The sequence below is a fragment of the uncultured Parabacteroides sp. genome, assembly GCF_905196875.1.
In the GTDB taxonomy this organism is placed as follows: Bacteria; Bacteroidota; Bacteroidia; order Bacteroidales; family Tannerellaceae; genus Parabacteroides.
The window spans coordinates 1-17533 of record NZ_CAJJWO010000002.1; the positions used below are offsets into that span (position 1 = coordinate 1).

The window sequence follows — 17533 nt, forward strand, 5'->3', positions numbered from 1 at the left end:
ATTAATACTAAAGTAATGAAATAAAGTTCTTCTGTTCGATCTCTGTGAAGAGCAAAAACAGACAAAAACAAACCCTGGAAGAGTAATCTTCCGGGGTTTCGTATTTAGAAAAATGTTTCATTTCTAGAAAATATTGAACCTATTGCTATCTCCATTGGCATATTGGCACATTAGCATATTGGCACATTATTGCAAATTCCGAATCAACCGGCCTATCGGCCAATTATTAATTATAAAAACAATCCAAATGAAAAAAAATTAGATGCCGCCCTTCTGACGGAGACGGCACAAGAATTGAGGCTCCGCTGTGAGCAGCTCGAAGGGGAACTTCGGGAAGTGAAAAAACAATGCAACAAACTGGCACGCTTGCTGCAGCATGCCGTCTGGGAGGAAGATATGATAGAGGAAGAACCTATCGTCTTCAACGGACTGACTGCCGATTTCGTGGAACTGATCGGCCCTTTGCTGATGAACCGCAAATGGACGGTAAACGGGCGGCACGAAGTGAAACCTTTCCTCCGTTCGCTCGACTCGGTCTTTCGTATACGCTATGATCCCGAAAAAGATTACCTGTCGCTAGGTACGTTGGAGAATGTCGTACAAGAATATATCGACCGCTCCAACATGACTGAGTGCCCCGGATAGTGCATTGATTTTAAAGGGCTCATGTTTATCATAATAAAAAGTAAAACAATGAGCCCTTTTAGATGGAATCAACTATCTTGAAAGCTATAAGGATTACCTCAATTTTAAACTATCTGTTATGATAAAAGTAACTATGTTTGCCCGATTTAAAACCTGTGTGGGCGACGTCAATCTGATCGACGTTCTTTCTGATATTCGAAATGGCAAGTATGCCGCATCCGTTAACCGTATCCGTGTCTATATGGATAAAGAAAATCCCGAAGCTGCCGATATGCTGAAGAGAGAATTGCCGGCTATAACGATCTCCGCTACTTACCGTGAAAAACGCCTGGCAGAATGTATGACAGTCTACAATCCGTTGATAATCCTCGATTTCGACAAACTGAAGAAGGAAGAACTGCCGCACCTGCTCGCCCTGGTGCGCGAGGCTGCCTATACAGTGGCCTGCTGGATCAGTCCGCGCGGACATGGTATCAAAGTCATTGTCTATCCGGTTGTCGGGTTTGAGCTGATCCCCCAAAAACATTCGGCTGTGTATAAGCTGGTGAAAGACTGGTATCAACGTCTGCTGGGTGTCGAAGCCGATACTTCGGGAAGTGATGCCGGGCGGCTCTGCCTTGTTTCGTACGATCCGCAGCTCTACCTCTCTCCCCGCTTCGAACCCTGGCTGAGAGGGGAGGGTGCTTTACCCGGCGATCTGCCTCCGATAAAAGCCATTATCGGGAAAGAAATAATGCAGCTAATCTCTTCTGCCCGTAAGCGGACTACCCGCAAGTTTGCCTATGCCGAGGGCAACCGCAACAATTTCGTACATCTCTTTGCCGCCAACTGCAACCGCCTGGGAGTGGCAAAAGAAGAGGTTGTGAAGTATGCCTGCAAAACTTTTACCGACCTGCCGGCCGAAGAGTGCCTGCAAGCCATCGATAGTGCTTTTACGCATACGGAGGAGTTTGGAGCCGTGAAAATGACGCCCCGTTCGTCTCGCGGAGATGGTTTTGTCGTTCAGATACAAGAGTTCCTGAGCAAAAACTTCAAACTTCGCCGCAATATCGTCCGGCGTATGATAGAGTATCGCAGCCTGACGAAGCACGACGCTTATCAGCCGGTGACCGACTATTGGGAAAACTCCGTCTGGTGCGCTTTGCAGAAAGCGGGTGTGTTTTGCCGTGTGTCCGATCTGCGGGCGGTGATCCAATCTGATTTCAGCCCCGAGTACAATCCTTTCCGGTCTTACTTTGAAAACCTGCCCGCCTGGGACGGGGAGACAGATCCTATTGCACAGCTGGCGTCCACTGTCGATACTACCTGTCCCGACTATTGGGTAAAATGCCTGAAGAAATGGCTGGTAGCTGTCGTGGCCTGTGCCATCAACGAACGGAAGGCAAACCATACGGTCTTGTTGCTGAGTGGGGCACAGGGATTGGGTAAGACCACTTGGCTGCGTAACCTGGTACCCCCTGCGCTACGGAACTATGTCTATTCCGGCAATCTCGACCCTACGGCTAAAGACTCGTCGCTGTTGATGAGCGATTGCTTCCTGATCATCCTCGACGAGCTGTCGGGACAGAGCCGTGTGGAGCTAAACCAGCTGAAAGCCCTGATCACGAAAGACTCCATCCTCGAACGCCGCCCGTATGCCCGCAACGCGGAATCGTTCGTCCGCCGTGCTTCCTTTGCCGCCACGGTCAACGATAGCCAGATACTGACCGACCGTACCGGTTCGCGCCGTTTCCTCTGCTTCGAAACGCTCCGGATAGATTATACCTCCGAAATAGATCATGCCGCCATTTATGCCCAGGCATTGGGGCTTTACAAACAGGGTTTCCGCTATTGGTTTGCCGACAAGGATATAACGGAGATAAACGAGAACAACGAACCTTTCCAGCAGTCGAGTCCCGAAGCGGAATTGCTTTTTACCTATTTCCGCAAACCGGTACGTTTCGAGGTCTATGTGCTGCTTTCTGCCAGTGAAATCATGGCACAAATAGCGGAACGAACACGCTATTCCATGACCACAATGGGCGTAAATCAGCTCGGAAAAGTGTTAAAAAGTGCCGGTTTTGAGTCACAAAAGAGGCACGGGAAGCGCCTTTTTGCCGTGGTTGTGCTAACAAATGATCAGGTAGAAGCCCGTCGCAAGGGATTTGGGTATGATCCGGTGGATGGGTCTGAAGATTCTGATAATAAGGATAATAACGATGATATCCCTCCCGATTATAAACTTCCGTTTTAGCAATCGGGGGCGGGTGGGGGCGGTAAAAAGGCCTTTCCGGAAACTTCTGTATATATGTTCCATGTTCCATTTACGACTCCTTCGTAGATGGAACATGGAACATCTTATCATAAAGTTTTCAAACTCCCTTTTTTGCCGCCCCCATCCGCCCCCACGAAAAAATAAAATAGCTGCCGCACCTATTTTATCTGGCTGCGGCAGCTACTGAAAATGACTGCGGCAGCCGGTAAAAACAGCTGCCGCAGTCATTTCCTTTTCTTCAGGGTTCTCCCAGATGCTCGATGATACATTCCACCTGTCGGGGCGTGAAGCTCCGTACACCGGGATGGTAGCCCAATTCAAGCAGTTTCGCTTTCAGTACGCCATGATAATTGATCCACCGCCATAGTTGCAGGATGGCTGCCCTGCGGCTCAGGTGGGGGCTGTAAAGTGCCGCCAGTTCGCCGATCCCGTAGGCTCGTATCGTGAAGGTTGTTTGTTCCATGATATGAATGGTTTTATTTTACTAAGGTAGTGAAAAACAATGGGTAATGCAATTTATTCTACTTGTTTTTGTTTGGATTTATCTGCAATTATCTGAAATAAACTGTCGCTTCGTTACGTCCTGACACCTATGGCTTCAACAGGGGGAGACGGCTGTCATATCTTTGATATGTAATTAATAATCAACTAAAAACGATAAAGTTATGGCATTGCAGTTTCATTTGGTTCAAAGGAAGAACCTGAGTAAAAATGTGGAAGAAGGGAAAGAGAAGCTTTTCTATGCGCAGACCCGGGCAACGGGGACGTGTTCCTTCGAGGAGTTGTGTAATATCGTGGCGGAGAGTTCTACCGCGTCGAGTGGGGATGTGAAGGTGGTGATAGACCGTGTGATCAAATTTCTTCTTTTGTTTCTGGCTCGCGGAGAGGTGGTGCAGTGTGGCGAGTTGGGTACGTTCCAGTTGTTGCAGACCAGTTCGGGAAGTGTGACGGTCGATGAGTTCTCTTCCAGTATGTTGTATCGTGCCCGTCTTCGTTTCCGCCCCGGACCGAAGTTGCGTGAGTTGATCCTGACGGCCAAAAGCGAGCGCTTCAAGATTGAGGAGCCGAAGAAGCCGGCTGAAGGTGGTGGCGAAGACGATCGTCCTGTTATCGAATAGTTATCCATAGAACCGGTCGCAGTGTATGGATAAGCAATCATTTACCTCGAAGTACCTCCCCGCCGCACGTATGGCGGGTGAGTTGTACGGACTGAATCCGGTGGTCATCCTGGCGCAGTCTGCTATCGAAACCGGCTGGGGCGAGAGCACTCTGGCTACCTCTTACAACAACTTTTTCGGGCTGACAGGCTATGGTGTTGTCAATGCCTACTGGCATGGCGGCAAGACGGATCTGGATAAACCGGGCGGCCTGTTGTTCCGCCGTTACGATAGGCCCGAAAACAGTTTTCTCGATTTTGCCCGCCTGATCTCCACGGTCTACAAACAGGCGGCTGCCGTGAGCCATTACCCCCGGGCTTATGCCCGCGAGATTGCTTACAGCCGGTATATCAGTGAAATAAACGGGGATAACCGGGAGACTTATTGCAAGATGCTGGAAAGCATTGCACGGTCGCTGGTTCCCCTGGTGTATAATCTAAATAATGAAAGCGTATGAGTGAGAAAGGAAACAAGGTGAGGACAATCCTCCAGTTTATCATGGAATTACTGGGATTCCTGTTGGGAAGAAAGAAACAAGGGTGACACCCGTAGGGGCGGTTCGCGAACCGCCCTTACCAAACCGCCCCTACCGCATTTGTTCCTATGTCAACGCCGAAGAAATAAACATATAGATCATCATCCCGATAATATCGTTCGTGATGGTGATGAAAGGGCCGGTAGCCAATGCCGGATCTATCTTCAGGCGGTCGAGCGTCATCGGGACAAGCGTGCCGAAAATACTGGCGAACATGACAACGGAAAACAAGCTCAATGATACCGAAGCCGTGATACCTTTGTCCCCCAGCATAAAGAAATTGTACACAAATACAACCAGACTGATGATACTGGCATTGATAAGTGCAACGATACCTTCCTTCAATATCTGCGGAAGAATATTATCCTGTTTCAAGGAGTTGTTGGCCAGGCCTTGTACCACGATGGCGGAAGATTGTATCCCGACATTTCCCCCTGTTCCACCGATCAGCGGGATAAACAGCGCCATCTTCGGATTGCTTGCCAGGTTTCCTTCGAAACCGCCGAGGATCACCGAGTTGGCCAGTCCGCCGATCATACCGATCAATAACCAGGGAAGGCGGGCAGCCGTCTGGGTAAATACGTTATCCGAAGTTTCCACGTCTTGCGAGATACCGGAAGCCAACTGGTAGTCGCGTTCATGTTGTTCGCGTACTTCATCCATTACGTCGTCGATCGTGATACGTCCGACAAGGCGTCCGATACTGTCTACTACCGGCAAAGCCACCAGGTCGTACTTCTCGATCGTTTCGGCTACCTCTTCGATACTGTCGCTATCACGTACCGAGATCGGTTCTTTCTTCATGACGTGTTTGATCTTCGAGACGGAAGGGTTGGTAATCAATCGTTGAAGAGGAAGAACCCCCTTCAGGCGCTCGTCGTCGTCTATTACATAAACATAATAGATTTCGTCCATGTCTTCGGCCTGCTTACGCATCTCTTCGATACACTGGGGCATACTCCAGTTTTCGTTGACCACGATCATTTCCGTACCCATCAAACCACCGGCGGTGTCTTCGTCGTATTTCAACAGGTCGACGATGTCGCCCGCCTGCTCCACGTCTTCGATATGCGAAAGGATCTCTTCCTGCGTGTCTTCGTCCAGCTCACGCATCAGGTCTACGGCGTCGTCGGTCTCCATGTTGTCGACGAAGCGTTTGGCGATCAGTTCGTTGGGCAGTTCTTTCAACAACTTATGACGGTCTTCTTCGTCCAACTCCATCAAAACGTCAGCCGCTTTGTCACCATCCATCAACAGATACAGATAGATTGCTTCCCGCAAGTCCAGTTCCTGGTATAACTCGGCAATATCGGCCGGATACAGGTCATGGAGCATTGCTTGTGCTTTCGCATCATCTTTTTCGGAAATGATACTTTTCAGATTTTCGATATAGTCTTTCGTCAGTTCGATCATAAGTCACTTTTCTTTATCAGACGTTTGTCCGGTGTTAGTATATACCATACACTGTCTTCTCTGAATTCCGGTGAAGCAAAGCTTTGTTCCCTGTTTTCTTCCGGGTAAGAGATGCCGGCGATGTCGAGGAACGAATGGAACAGATTGGATGTGCTTACTTTTTTCTCTTTATGATTTTCTATTGCTTCCGCCTTCTCAGGCCGGGCATTCCGGTAGGCGGCGGAAGTCCATATAAATAAGGGAATATGCAATTCGTAGATGGACGGCTCCGTATTGCCGTGTACTGCCAGGTTGCGTTCGTCGTCGTAGAGGTTCTCCGCATGGTCGGACAGGTAGACAACGGCGCTGACGGCTTTTTCATCGTCTACTTTCCGGATAATCTCGTTGAGTACATAGTCGGTATAACAAATGCTGTTGTCGTAGCTGTTTACCAGTACTTCCTTGTTTGAAGGGCTGACTACGTCATATCCCGTATTCTCATGCAGCGAAGGAGTGAAGCGGCAAAAAGATTCCGGATACCGGGCATTGTAACGGAAATGGCTGCCCAGGGTATGGATCACGATCAGTTGCTTTTGTTTGTTCCGGCTCAACACCGAGTCGAGATGAGGCAATAGTTTCCCGTCGTAATTATCGGCAGAGTCGAAATCGGTGGTGGAGAAGAACGTGTAGTCCATATCGGCCGTAATACGTTTTACAAAACGGTCGCTCGACGATTGGCTGGCTAGCCATGCCGTGTTGAAACCGCATTCTATAAAGGCATCGGACAGTGCTTTTTCTTTGTAAGCTATATCGGGGTTATCCGGGGTCGCCCGGGTGAGTATCTGCTGAATCGCTATATTGGTCAGGTTCGATGTAGTCAGTACTTTGCTGTAAGAAACCAGGTTTTCCTGTTTGTCCAGCAGCGGGGAAGTGGGGCGGTTATATCCGTTCAGCGAGTAGTTGCCGTAGCGTCCGGACTCGCCGATCACTAATACGTAAATTTCTTTTCCGGGTATGGTGTCCTGTTGCTCTGCCCGGAAGGAGAAGTCTTTTAGTTGCTCCTGCATCCGGTCGATTTCCCGCTCCATCGCGAAAACTTCGGCGGTAGCAGCTATCAGGTCGCAGGGATAAATCTTCTTATATTTCATCAGGAAACTCGAATTGGTGGCCCGCATACGATAGATTGCTCCGTCGGTATAGTCCACCATTTTCCACATCATCCCCCATAGGGCGATATTGAAAATAGCGAACAGGCTGAATACTACTATCTTTCCTTTTACGGTGAATATCGGTTTATTCTCTATCCGGGTGAACAAGACCCAATAATAGAGGATAAGGATCAGGAGGAAGAAGATAACATATCCTTTCAGGGAATAGATGAGTTCGAATGCTTCCTGGTTGTTCGTGTTCAGGATGGCCGACATCAGTCCGATGGATATCGGCATCTTATTGAGCAGGACATGTCCGATCTCGATCGGGCTGAGTATCAGGAAAAGACCCGACAGTGAAAAATAGAGTTTTGCTTTGAACAACAATGCCGGGACAATCAGTATCAGGCAGGAGAAAAACAGGTAGGCCGCTTGCTTCGGAATGTCGCCCATCAGGTCGCTCGACCGGAACATGACAGCAAGGTTCGGTAAAAGAAGAAGGAAAAATAAAAGAGTCATCCATCTGTACTTGTTAGATGGAAATAGCGACCGGATCATTTTCCCTATTCGTTTCATATCTTGTTTATTTTCCTGTTTTTATTCTTTCTGTATTGTCCCCGTTTGTTGTAACCACTTGTTGGTGATCAATGTTAATTCAACGAATTGCTCGACTGATAATTGTTCAGGTCGTTTATCGAAAATAGGCAAGGCATAATCCGGACAATCTTTTCCCAACAACGGCTTCATCGAATTGCGGAGCGTTTTTCGTCGTTGGTTGAAAGAGGTCTTGACGACTGTCTTGAATAATTTCTCATCACAGCCGAGTTCTTTCCGGTCGTTCCTGATCATCCGGATCACGGCACTTTTCACTTTTGGTGGCGGGTCGAATACGGTTTCGCTTACCGTGAAAAGGTATTCTACCGTGTACCAGGCTTGCAGCAGTACACTTAATATACCGTATGTCTTACTGCCGGGACCGGCTGCCAGACGTTCGGCCACTTCCTTCTGTATCATGCCCGAGCAACAAGGTACATGCTCTTTGAAGTCGAGTACCTTGAAGAAGATCTGGCTGGATATATTATATGGATAATTGCCGATGACGCAGAACTGACCGGGAAATAGCTTTGAAAGGTCCAACCGCAGAAAATCTTCTGCCAGGATACGTCCTTCGAGTGCGGGGAAATTCTGTTCCAGGTAATCTACCGATTCCATATCCAGCTCCACCACAGTCAGGTCGTGACCGGCTTCCAGCAGATATTGCGTGAGTACGCCCATCCCCGGACCGATCTCCAAAACAGGTAAATCCTTGTAGTCGCTTAGTGTATCGGCTATACGCTGAGCGATATGTAAATCCTTCAGGAAGTGTTGTCCTAAAGCTTTTTTCGGTTTAACTAATCTCATCCGGTTTTTGATGTAAAGTATTCGTATTAAAATATAATGCTTATCTTTGCGGGTGCACAAAAATACAACAAATAATTTAAAGTATCCTACGTAGAATGAATTTTAAAAGTATACTACAAACGTTTATCAAGATATTTCTACCCTTAGCTTTTGGCTGTTTGCTGCTTTGGTTCTTGTATAGTAATATGGATGTTAGCGAGATATGGAGAGTGATCCGCGAGGGTGTGAGATATGATATCATCCTGGTCTCTTTGTTGTTCGGACTGTTTGCCAATGTGGTTCGCGGGCTTCGCTGGGGGTTGCTTATTTCGTCGTTGGGCGAGCGTTTTAAAATGAGCAATATAATCTATGCCGTTTTAGGAAACTATGCGGTAAACATGGTGCTTCCCCGTGTGGGCGAAGTGTGGCGTTGCGGTATTATTACCAAATATGATAAGATCCCTTTTACTAAGCTGTTGGGAACTCTTCTGATAGACCGTGTAAGCGATACGATCGTGGTCGGATCGATCACTTTATTGATCTTTATCTTTAATTTCGACTTCTTTGTCAGCTTCTTTGCCAGGAATCCGGCGTTGCTGGACGGCTTCCGTACCATGTTCGACTCTATATGGATTTATGTGGGAGCTGTAATTTTAGTTGGCGGAATTTGGTTTGTTTTCAAATATATGAGTAACTTTACGCTGGTTCAGAAAGCAAAGTCTTTGTTACTGAATGTGTGGGATGGAATGAAGAGTATATGGTTACTCAAGCAGAAAGGACGTTTCCTATTGCAGACCTTGTTGATTTGGGGTGGTTATTTTTGTTATTTCTACATCACATTCTATGCTTTCGACTTTACACGCGACCTGGGAATAACTGTCGGACTGATCGCCTTTACCATGAGTAGTATCGGTGTGGCTGTCCCTGTGCAGGCCGGTATCGGCGCATGGCATTTTATGGTGATCGCAACGTTGGTATGTTTTGGCGTCAATGAAAATGATGCTGCCGCTTTCGCCCTTGTGGTTCACACGGTCCAGACAGCCTGGACGGTGATATGTGGTCTGTTCGGTATTGTGGCGTTGCCGCTTACCAACAGGGATAATAAGGTGGAGTTGGCAGTTGACAAATAATAGTTGACAGTTAAAAAAACTCCGTGCGATAATCCTTTTGGGAATAAGTTTGTTACTATATATTATTTATTAATCTGGTTGTCAATGTCTCTCTTGGCATTTATCTGTCAACTGTCACTTGTCAACTGTCAACTTAGAAGAAACTATGTCAGCAGAAATCAAGAATCTTTCTCCGCAGCATGTCTGGGGTTATTTCTATGACCTCACACAAATCCCTCGTCCTACAGGACATATGGAAGCAGTTACCCGTTATGTAGAAGCTTTTGGTAAAGGATTGGGATTGGAAACCTTGCGGGATGAAGTAGGAAACGTTCTGATCCGCAAACCTGCAACCTCCGGGATGGAAGGACATAAAACCGTTATCCTGCAATCGCACCTGGATATGGTTCCTCAGAAAAATGCTTCTGTAAAGCATGACTTCCTTACTGATCCGATCGATGCTTACATAGATGGCGACTGGGTGACAGCCCGTGAAACCACTCTAGGTGCCGATAACGGTATCGGTGCTTCCTTTGCTATGGCTGTACTTTCCGATACGACGATCAAGCATGGTCCGATCGAAGCTCTTTTCACTATAGACGAAGAGGAAGGAATGGACGGTGCTTTCGGATTGAAGTCCGGTTTCCTGAAAGGTGAAACATTGATCAACTGTGACTCGGAGGAAGAAGGTGAACTATTCGTCGGTTGTGCCGGCGGGGCAGACCTGAATATCTCCGTGCAGTTTAAAGAAGATACGTATATTCCTGAAGGCGATGTAGCAGTTAAGCTGAGCCTGACAGGTTTGAAAGGTGGTCATTCCGGCGTGGATATTCATTTGGGACGTGCCAATGCCAATAAATTGATGTTCCGTTTCCTGAAAGAGGCGGTTTGCGATTATGGTGCCCGTTTATCTTCTATCGAAGGCGGTTCGCTTCGTAATGCGATTCCGCGTGAAGCGTTTGCCGTGGTGACGATTCCCGGTGATAATGTGGAGTCATTGTGGGAACTGGTGGCTGACTATCAGGATATGTTCCGTGAAGAATATAAAGGTATTGAGAATAACATCAGCTTCGTAGCCGATATGACCGATCTGCCTGCGACATTGATACCGGAAGAGATACAGGACGATCTGATTAATGCAATAGAAGGTTGTCAGAATGGTGTGATCAGTATGTTGTCTGATTTCCCGGGAACAGTAGAGTCATCGTCTAATCTGGCAATAGTGAGATCATCCAATGAGCTGATCGAGATAAAGATATTGGTACGCAGTTCTTCCGAAAGCCGTAAGGCTTCCGTATGTTCCAGCCTGGAAAGTGTATTCTCTCTGGCAGGAGCGAAAGTAGAATATGGCGGTGCTTATGGCGGTTGGCAGCCGAATATCGATTCGCCACTTTTAAAGGTTGCATCACAGACTTATGAAGAGTTGTTCGGTAGAAAACCGTCGGTAAAAGTGATGCATGCCGGTCTGGAATGCGGTATCATCCAGGAGTCTTATCCTACTATGGATATGATCTCTATCGGTCCGGATCTGGAACATCCCCATTCTCCGGACGAACGGGTAAATATTCCGTCTGTACAGAAAGTCTGGGACTTTATCGTGGCTACGCTGGAAAGAATATGATTGAATGAAGGCGATATAATTTCCGCCAATATATATATATAATGTAAGGTATGCTAAAGCACTGTTGATGCTTTAGCATACCTTTTTTGTTTTAGAGATTGTGATGCTATGAGACCTCTCTTTTTTGCATTGCCATAGTCGTTATATGCAGTCAATATTGTCGGATAAGACTAAATTGTATTATAGGCATATTTAAGGGTAAAGCGCTGTATATCTAAACATTAATATCTATTTATTTTTAAATGTAATGCTTTGGTTACAAATATGTAAGGCAGGCATTTCTAAATAGTATACCTAGCCTTACTTATTTGTAATATATATATTCCGTTTTTAAAATTCCATAAAAATGCCTTTAATTCTCCTGTTTAAAAACTTTAGATTTCCTATGATTTACCTTTAACTAGTCAAAGAACAGAAAAAACGTTAAAGTTTAGGCTTGTGTGGAAGTTATATGTGTGTTGTAAATGGCAGAATATGAAGTTGTTGCGTTTCTTATTAAGATTTGACGGTCATGCCATCTTGTTTTTTTCTTTGGCAGGGAACTGTATGGATAGAGAATATAGCATTTTAGGACAAATGATGTTTTGCATTGTTAATAAGGTACCTGTACATTATTATATGCAAAATAGTTTATTTAAGTTTGGGTATTTTGTATAAGTATTTGAAATATAGATATATAGCAGATCTTAAATGACTGGTTAAAACGATCCTTTTTCTTAGCCACAAAATTACTTATAACTTTTGAATACACAACTATAACCAGAAAAATAATTAACGAACATATATGCTTTCTTATCAACTGAATACGTAAGGGAGTACAAATATAAGACTTTTCATGATTAAGCTAAAAAGACTTGTATGTGATGACTAGAAAAAAGGATCGTTTAATCTCGTCATTTGACTTTGGCAACATTTTACGAATTATCCAAACAGGCTTTTTAAGTAACACTATTATTAATATTAAATTAAAGATTATGGACAAAAAGTTTTCTACTTTGATGGCTGGATTGATGCTGGCTACTTCAATGGGGATAACTGCACAAAATGACCATTCCGGTTTGGGTGAAATCCCTTACCGTTCGGAATTGGTAAAGAGTGCAGTTACTTCATTTCATTGTAATGGAGTAACAGAAATTGACTCAGAGAAATGGTATCAGCTTGTTGTGAGCGATGGAGCTGTAGAACCAGTATCAAGAAAAGGAGATCAAGGACAGGTTGGTGCAAATGCAACAGTTCTTACAATGGAGCGCGATTATGCAACAGGTGAGCTTCGTTTGGAAGTAAAGACAATTGAAGATGCAACTCTTACTCATTCTTTGTGGAAGATCAAATACGAAAAAGATGCAGTGAGTGGCAAAAAATTTACTTTTGTAAATAAGGAAACCGGTTATGCATTGACTTTTGATCACACAAATGCGGTTAATCTGAATGGTGCTGCTGATGCAGAAGCTGTTGTTACGAGTGAAGATGCAACCATTTTGAATGGTTGTAACGATGTTTGGGAGTGGTATACAACAGACAAACAGACAAGCCGTTTCTCTTCTAAATTGGTTTATTCTTATTTCCATAACACAGACTCTGTTATGGCATTTGCCAAGAATACTAATGGAGAAGTCGTTTTGGTCAAAGAATCCAAAATAAAGGCTAAAGATAATCTGAGTGGGATCAGTAATCTGATTAATATTCAGCCTGTTATTGCAGGAGCTAAGGTCTTGAATGCAGCAGAGTTGAATTCAATGATTGATGCTGACGGTTCTTATCAAGGTTTTGGTGCAGGTGCGGCTCGTGCTAACGAAAATGTTAAGTTTAAATTCAATGTGGATTTAGCTAGCAATCCGTTGGCTGCAGCAGAAGGATATCTGGCAGAAGAAAGTCAGGTGGCTGCTTTGGAGCGTGACAACTATAAAAGCGAAATATTTCTTATTAAACAAGGGTTCAAATCAGTTTATGCCGGTTATAACATCTTGTTTAAGAGCTATGCTAATCCTGGTTGTTATTTGAAAGTGACAACGGATTATCATGAATCAATAACGACAGGAAACTATAATGGATTGATCTTGAGGGATGAAGAGTATGCGAATACTGATAAAATTAACGCGACCAATGCTCGTTTTCACTTCAAGGTAACTTATTATCCGACAAATGACAGTTTGGCTATCGAGCCGCTGAATGCTGCTATGCCGAATAATGAAGGTGACCTGGGTGATCTGACTCCTGCATTATATTTGAATACTATCAATGCCGGTATTGCTTACAATAGTTTACCTGTTGTCGGTGGTGTTGCTAACTGCTTGTTTAATAAAGCGGCTGGTGTTCCTGTAGCTTTAGCTTCCATGAACTTTGCCGGAACAGGCGTTGATGCTAAAAAGGTATTAACAGTTAGTACCCCTTATGGTATTAATGCAAATGAAACTAAGTATGCTGCCATCTGTAAGGAAGATTATGCTTGTGCTGAAAGTTCTATCGGACCGAAGAATCCTGCATTTATAACATTCAACTGTGATGCTCATGGTAACAAAGGAACTCATGTAGAATATCAGTCTAATATGGCTGTTAAGGTAGGTTTTGATCATAATTATACTTACCTGACTCGTACATCTGTTCCAAGCGGTGTCTATTTGATTACATTATCAACTTCACAGTCTAATAAAAATGATGCTACAAGTACAGAAAAACGTGCTGACGGTTCTTATATCGTAGCGGATATGGGTGGTCATTTGGTATATGATGTAAAAGAAGAATCTCAGATATTCGAAAATATGCCGGCAACTCAGTGGGTTGTAGAACAGTTGAATTGCAATGTTTATACTAACGATGTAACAACCAATAAAGCTCCTTTGGTAAAAATTAGTAACCGTGAGTATGGTATTGAAGGATTTATTGGTCAGTTATATACTGCTGGTGATAACAAATATTATTTCATTAATCATACTCCGTATGCTGATGGTATGTGGAGTAAAGGAACTGGTGATGGTGAACATTACAATAATGATTACTTCTCTTGTGGTGATACATTGTCATTCGAAAAAATTACACCAAATACCAATGGTTACGCAGTTATCTCAGATGATGTACTGAAAGAAAATGTTTATGCTTTCCAACATGCATTTGATAATGCCGGTGGCTTATTCCTGGGTGTAAATACTACAGATAACTATCTGCAGGCTATGACAGGTGATGAAACTTATTATGAGTTACATCTGATTTCTGATTCAGAAGACTATGGTTATACCAGTGCATTGGCAGGTGCTGCTCAGTTGAAGAAATCTGCTTATGTTGTTAAAGTGAAAGATACCAATAAGATCGACAATGACCATAAGTATGTTGCTGTAGACCATATGTATCGTTATGTAGTAGCTGATGAAGCTGATATTCAGGCTGGTAAAAATGGTTTGAGATGGGCTGTGTTCTATCTGAAAGAAAACAATAACCTGGATTCAACTCCTTACTACTCATTGGTTAATGCAACAGATTTGGAGCAAGACAAATTGGATAATGTTAATAAAACTGCAGGTAAACTGGCTATCGAAGCAATCAGCAAGAAGAGTAAGATTGATAATCTGTGCGGAACTTCAACAGATGTATTTGCTTTGACTACTAACCCTCGCCCATTATATAGAACATTAGCTGCAGAATATGTAAATAATCTGAAGAAATCTATCACGTTGTCTACAGGTTATGGAAACGAGTATCTGTTTGAAGACAGCAAGTCCGGTATTCTGAACTATCTAGCTGTAGAAAACAAAACAGTACAGACTAAGAATGAAGGTTTGTATGCAGATTATGTTGCTAAATCGAAAGATCGCATGCCTCAGTATTTGTTTGCTGTAGCAGCTGATAGCGTACAAGCTTATTACTATTGTGGTGAAAATGTTCATGGAAGTACTCATGGTTTGAATCCTTCTTGTGATCATAAAGTATTGTATCCTGGTTATGTAAGCGGTCGCTTCCTGGTTAACTTGAATGACTCTATTCAAAATTCGATCAACAAGGTAGAAAATCCAAGTAAGTTCCAAAGTGATAACTATACTCGCCTGGCATTTGTTGAGGCTGTTCACCGTGGTGATTCTTTGTATGTATTGAAAGCTCCGTATACTTTGAAGGGTAAAAATGCAATTACTGGTACAGATGTGGAAGGCAATGTATTGATCGTGCCTGATAGCCTTGTTAAAGAAAAAGAAGGTATCATTTATGATGTTGTCGAATTGAATGGAAATCATAACAATGCAGCATTCTCATTCCGTTATGTAGGTGATACGGATGAAGAAGGATTCTTGTTGGAATCTTATGATGTTGCTCACGTAAATGCTGACAAATCACTGTCTGCTATCGGTTCATTCGAAGGAGCATGGGTTCGTATTGTAAACGGCATTCCTGTTCTTGCTAAATTCTACAATGTCAATGGAAGTCATGGTACTGGCGACTTTGTAGATGGTGGTTGGACAAGTGTAACTGATTTTGGTCAGGTATTGAACCAGGCTGCTATCCTTACATTAGGCGAAACAGATAAAGTTGCAACATCCAACGACAATATCACGGCTTCTTCTATCAGCATAGTAGCTGGCGAAGGTTTCGTAACCGTTAAGGGTGCTGAAGGCAAGACTGTTGTTATCAGCAACGTACTTGGCCAGACAATTGGTAATACGGTAATCTCTTCTGACGAAGCTAAAATCGCTGCTCCTGCAGGTGTAGTAGTTGTAGCCGTAGAGGGTGAAGCTGCTGTAAAAGCAATCGTAAAATAAGAAACTATTTATAATCAATAAATTTAAATAGATTGTGCGGTTCTGCCATGAACCAATTACCCCGCGAGGGCGAACAGGCAATCTGTATTAATACTAAAGTAATGAAATAAAGTTCTATTGCAATTATCTCTGTGAAGAGAGAAAGCAATGCAAAAATGAGCTCCGGTAATTATATTGCCGGAGCTTTTTGTATTAAAATGAGTGAGAATCCCTGTCTGAAAGAAAAAAATTGTACTTTTGTGTGCTGCATTAATAAGTATAAAGATAATGGCCAACGATGAAATGAAACAAGCCTGGAAAATACCGGAGCCTACCCTCCGGAGACTACCCTGGTATCTTGCCTTTCTGAAGCTCTTGAAAGGTAAGGGAGAGACGTTTGTATCATCTACCCAGATCGCAAAAGAGATTAATGTAGACCCCAGTCAGGTAGCAAAAGATCTCTCTTTTGTAAATATATCCGGAAAGACCAGGGTTGGTTATGAGATTTGTACCCTTGTGGATGTGTTGGAAGACTTTTTAGGTTTTACTGCACAGCATAAGGCTTTTTTATTTGGTGTAGGTAGTTTGGGAGCTGCCCTGCTGCAAGACTCCGGATTGAACCAGTACGGACTCGAGATTGTAGCCGGGTTCGATGTGCGCCGGGAACTGGCCGGTACGGTGATCAACGGGATACCGGTTTTTCACCTGGATGATTTTCCTGCCAAACAAAAAGAATACGGTGCAACGATCGGTGTGATCACGGTTCCGGTTGATAAGGCACAGGAGGTTACCGAGCAGATCATTGCCGGAGGGATCAAAGCCCTGTGGAACTTTACCCCGTTCCGTATCCGCGTGCCGGAACACATTGTCGTACAGAATACTTCCATGTATGCCCATCTGGCTGTCATGTTTAATCGTTTGAACTCAATAAATCACTGAAATGAAGATCATAGCAGTAGGAATGAATTATGCAGAACACAATAAAGAGCTGCATCATTCGTTAGAATTATCGGAACCTACTATCTTTATGAAGTCCGATTCCTCCCTGTTGAAAGACGGGAAGCCGTTCTTTATCCCCGATTTTTCGTCGGAGATACATTACGAAACCGAGATTGTTGTAAAGATAGACCGGCTGGGTAAGAATATCGCCGAACGTTTTGCTTATCGTTATTATAATGAAGTTACAGTCGGTATCGATTTTACCGCCCGTGACCTGCAAAGAGAACTGCGTGCGAAGGGATTACCCTGGGAGATTAGTAAGGCATTTGATAATTCGGCTGTGATCGGGTCGTTTGTGCCGTTGGAGAAACTGGGGGATGTGAATCGTATCCCGTTCCATCTGGATATAAACGGAAAGAAAGTACAGGAGGGAAATACTTCGGACATGCTTTTCCCGGTAGACAAGGTTATCGCTTATGTAAGCCGTTTCTTTACCTTGAAGATTGGAGATCTGATATTTACAGGTACTCCGGCCGGGGTAGGGCCTGTGAAGATCGACGATCATTTGCAGGGATATATCGGTGAACGTAAGTTGCTTGATTTTTACGTAAAATAGTTGGCAGAAGCAGTTG

At 44.2% G+C, this 17533-nt stretch carries 13 protein-coding genes; 9 read left to right on the top strand and 4 right to left on the bottom strand.

Annotated features, from left to right (window positions below; translation table 11 throughout):
• Nucleotides 1-189 precede the first annotated feature (189 nt).
• On the top strand, nt 190-645 hold the full coding sequence (locus QZ076_RS00930) for a hypothetical protein (RefSeq protein ID WP_293709486.1): 456 nt from the start codon (nt 190-192) through the stop codon (nt 643-645).
• A gap of 118 nt (nt 646-763) precedes the next feature.
• Nucleotides 764-2878 carry a VapE domain-containing protein gene (locus QZ076_RS00935; RefSeq protein ID WP_293709488.1) on the top strand — a complete coding sequence of 705 codons (2115 nt, stop codon included), beginning with the start codon at nt 764-766 and terminating at the stop codon, nt 2876-2878.
• A gap of 259 nt (nt 2879-3137) precedes the next feature.
• Here QZ076_RS00935 and QZ076_RS00940 read toward each other — a convergent pair whose 3' ends face one another.
• Nucleotides 3138-3362, bottom strand: coding sequence for a DUF4248 domain-containing protein (locus QZ076_RS00940; protein ID WP_028727239.1), 225 nt, complete (start codon nt 3360-3362; stop codon nt 3138-3140).
• A gap of 202 nt (nt 3363-3564) precedes the next feature.
• Here QZ076_RS00940 and QZ076_RS00945 point away from each other — a divergent pair, with 202 nt between their 5' ends.
• Together QZ076_RS00945 and QZ076_RS00950 are read left to right on the top strand one after the other, a co-directional pair.
• Nucleotides 3565-4017, top strand: coding sequence for an HU family DNA-binding protein (locus tag QZ076_RS00945; protein ID WP_293709490.1), 453 nt, complete (start codon nt 3565-3567; stop codon nt 4015-4017).
• A 25-nt stretch (nt 4018-4042) separates the two neighbouring features.
• Entirely contained in the window at nt 4043-4513 is a 471-nt protein-coding gene (locus QZ076_RS00950; protein WP_293709492.1) for a glucosaminidase domain-containing protein, read from the top strand.
• 144 nt (nt 4514-4657) lie between these two features.
• On the opposite strand, the gene mgtE is transcribed toward QZ076_RS00950, so the two are convergent.
• From mgtE to rsmA, 3 genes are read right to left on the bottom strand one after another with little or no spacing between them, the layout of a single operon-like run.
• Nucleotides 4658-6004 (bottom strand): magnesium transporter, encoded by a 1347-nt coding sequence (gene mgtE / locus QZ076_RS00955; RefSeq protein WP_293709494.1) that lies wholly within the window; start codon nt 6002-6004, stop codon nt 4658-4660.
• On the bottom strand, nt 6001-7707 hold the full coding sequence (locus tag QZ076_RS00960; RefSeq protein WP_293709496.1) for a phosphoethanolamine transferase: 1707 nt from the start codon (nt 7705-7707) through the stop codon (nt 6001-6003). The genes mgtE and QZ076_RS00960 overlap by 4 nt, the downstream gene beginning before the upstream one ends.
• A gap of 21 nt (nt 7708-7728) precedes the next feature.
• Nucleotides 7729-8532 (bottom strand): 16S rRNA (adenine(1518)-N(6)/adenine(1519)-N(6))-dimethyltransferase RsmA, encoded by an 804-nt coding sequence (gene rsmA, locus QZ076_RS00965; protein WP_288206794.1) that lies wholly within the window; start codon nt 8530-8532, stop codon nt 7729-7731.
• Between the two features lie 95 nt (nt 8533-8627).
• Between rsmA and QZ076_RS00970 the strand changes: the two genes are divergently transcribed.
• The 5 genes from QZ076_RS00970 (at nt 8628) to QZ076_RS00990 (ending at nt 17517) form a co-directional block, all read left to right on the top strand.
• Complete coding sequence (locus QZ076_RS00970; RefSeq protein WP_293709498.1) at nt 8628-9641, top strand: lysylphosphatidylglycerol synthase transmembrane domain-containing protein; 1014 nt, start codon at nt 8628-8630, stop codon at nt 9639-9641.
• A gap of 145 nt (nt 9642-9786) precedes the next feature.
• Nucleotides 9787-11241, top strand: a complete 1455-nt coding sequence (locus QZ076_RS00975) for an aminoacyl-histidine dipeptidase (protein WP_293709500.1) — start codon at nt 9787-9789, stop codon at nt 11239-11241.
• A gap of 974 nt (nt 11242-12215) precedes the next feature.
• Nucleotides 12216-15983: a DUF6383 domain-containing protein gene (locus tag QZ076_RS00980; protein ID WP_293709502.1), complete on the top strand. Its 3768-nt coding sequence runs from the start codon at nt 12216-12218 to the stop codon at nt 15981-15983.
• Nucleotides 15984-16250: 267 nt separating this feature from the next.
• Nucleotides 16251-16901 (top strand): redox-sensing transcriptional repressor Rex, encoded by a 651-nt coding sequence (locus tag QZ076_RS00985; RefSeq protein ID WP_293709503.1) that lies wholly within the window; start codon nt 16251-16253, stop codon nt 16899-16901.
• Nucleotide 16902: 1 nt separating this feature from the next.
• A complete protein-coding gene (locus tag QZ076_RS00990; RefSeq protein WP_293709505.1) occupies nt 16903-17517 on the top strand; it encodes a fumarylacetoacetate hydrolase family protein in 615 nt (204 codons plus the stop codon).
• The last annotated feature ends 16 nt before the right edge of the window (nt 17518-17533 follow it).

Excerpts from the sequence above, each read along its gene's own strand:
- QZ076_RS00935 (WP_293709488.1), top strand. The coding sequence starts at position 764 with ATGATAAAAGTAACTATGTTTGCCCGATTTAAAACCTGTGTGGGCGAC.
- QZ076_RS00940 (WP_028727239.1), bottom strand. The coding sequence starts at position 3,362 with ATGGAACAAACAACCTTCACGATACGAGCCTACGGGATCGGCGAACTG.
- QZ076_RS00945 (WP_293709490.1), top strand. The coding sequence starts at position 3,565 with ATGGCATTGCAGTTTCATTTGGTTCAAAGGAAGAACCTGAGTAAAAAT.
- QZ076_RS00950 (WP_293709492.1), top strand. The coding sequence starts at position 4,043 with ATGGATAAGCAATCATTTACCTCGAAGTACCTCCCCGCCGCACGTATG.
- mgtE (WP_293709494.1), bottom strand. The coding sequence starts at position 6,004 with ATGATCGAACTGACGAAAGACTATATCGAAAATCTGAAAAGTATCATT.
- QZ076_RS00960 (WP_293709496.1), bottom strand. The coding sequence starts at position 7,707 with ATGAAACGAATAGGGAAAATGATCCGGTCGCTATTTCCATCTAACAAG.
- rsmA (WP_288206794.1), bottom strand. The coding sequence starts at position 8,532 with ATGAGATTAGTTAAACCGAAAAAAGCTTTAGGACAACACTTCCTGAAG.
- QZ076_RS00970 (WP_293709498.1), top strand. The coding sequence starts at position 8,628 with ATGAATTTTAAAAGTATACTACAAACGTTTATCAAGATATTTCTACCC.
- QZ076_RS00975 (WP_293709500.1), top strand. The coding sequence starts at position 9,787 with ATGTCAGCAGAAATCAAGAATCTTTCTCCGCAGCATGTCTGGGGTTAT.
- QZ076_RS00980 (WP_293709502.1), top strand. The coding sequence starts at position 12,216 with ATGGACAAAAAGTTTTCTACTTTGATGGCTGGATTGATGCTGGCTACT.
- QZ076_RS00985 (WP_293709503.1), top strand. The coding sequence starts at position 16,251 with ATGGCCAACGATGAAATGAAACAAGCCTGGAAAATACCGGAGCCTACC.
- QZ076_RS00990 (WP_293709505.1), top strand. The coding sequence starts at position 16,903 with ATGAAGATCATAGCAGTAGGAATGAATTATGCAGAACACAATAAAGAG.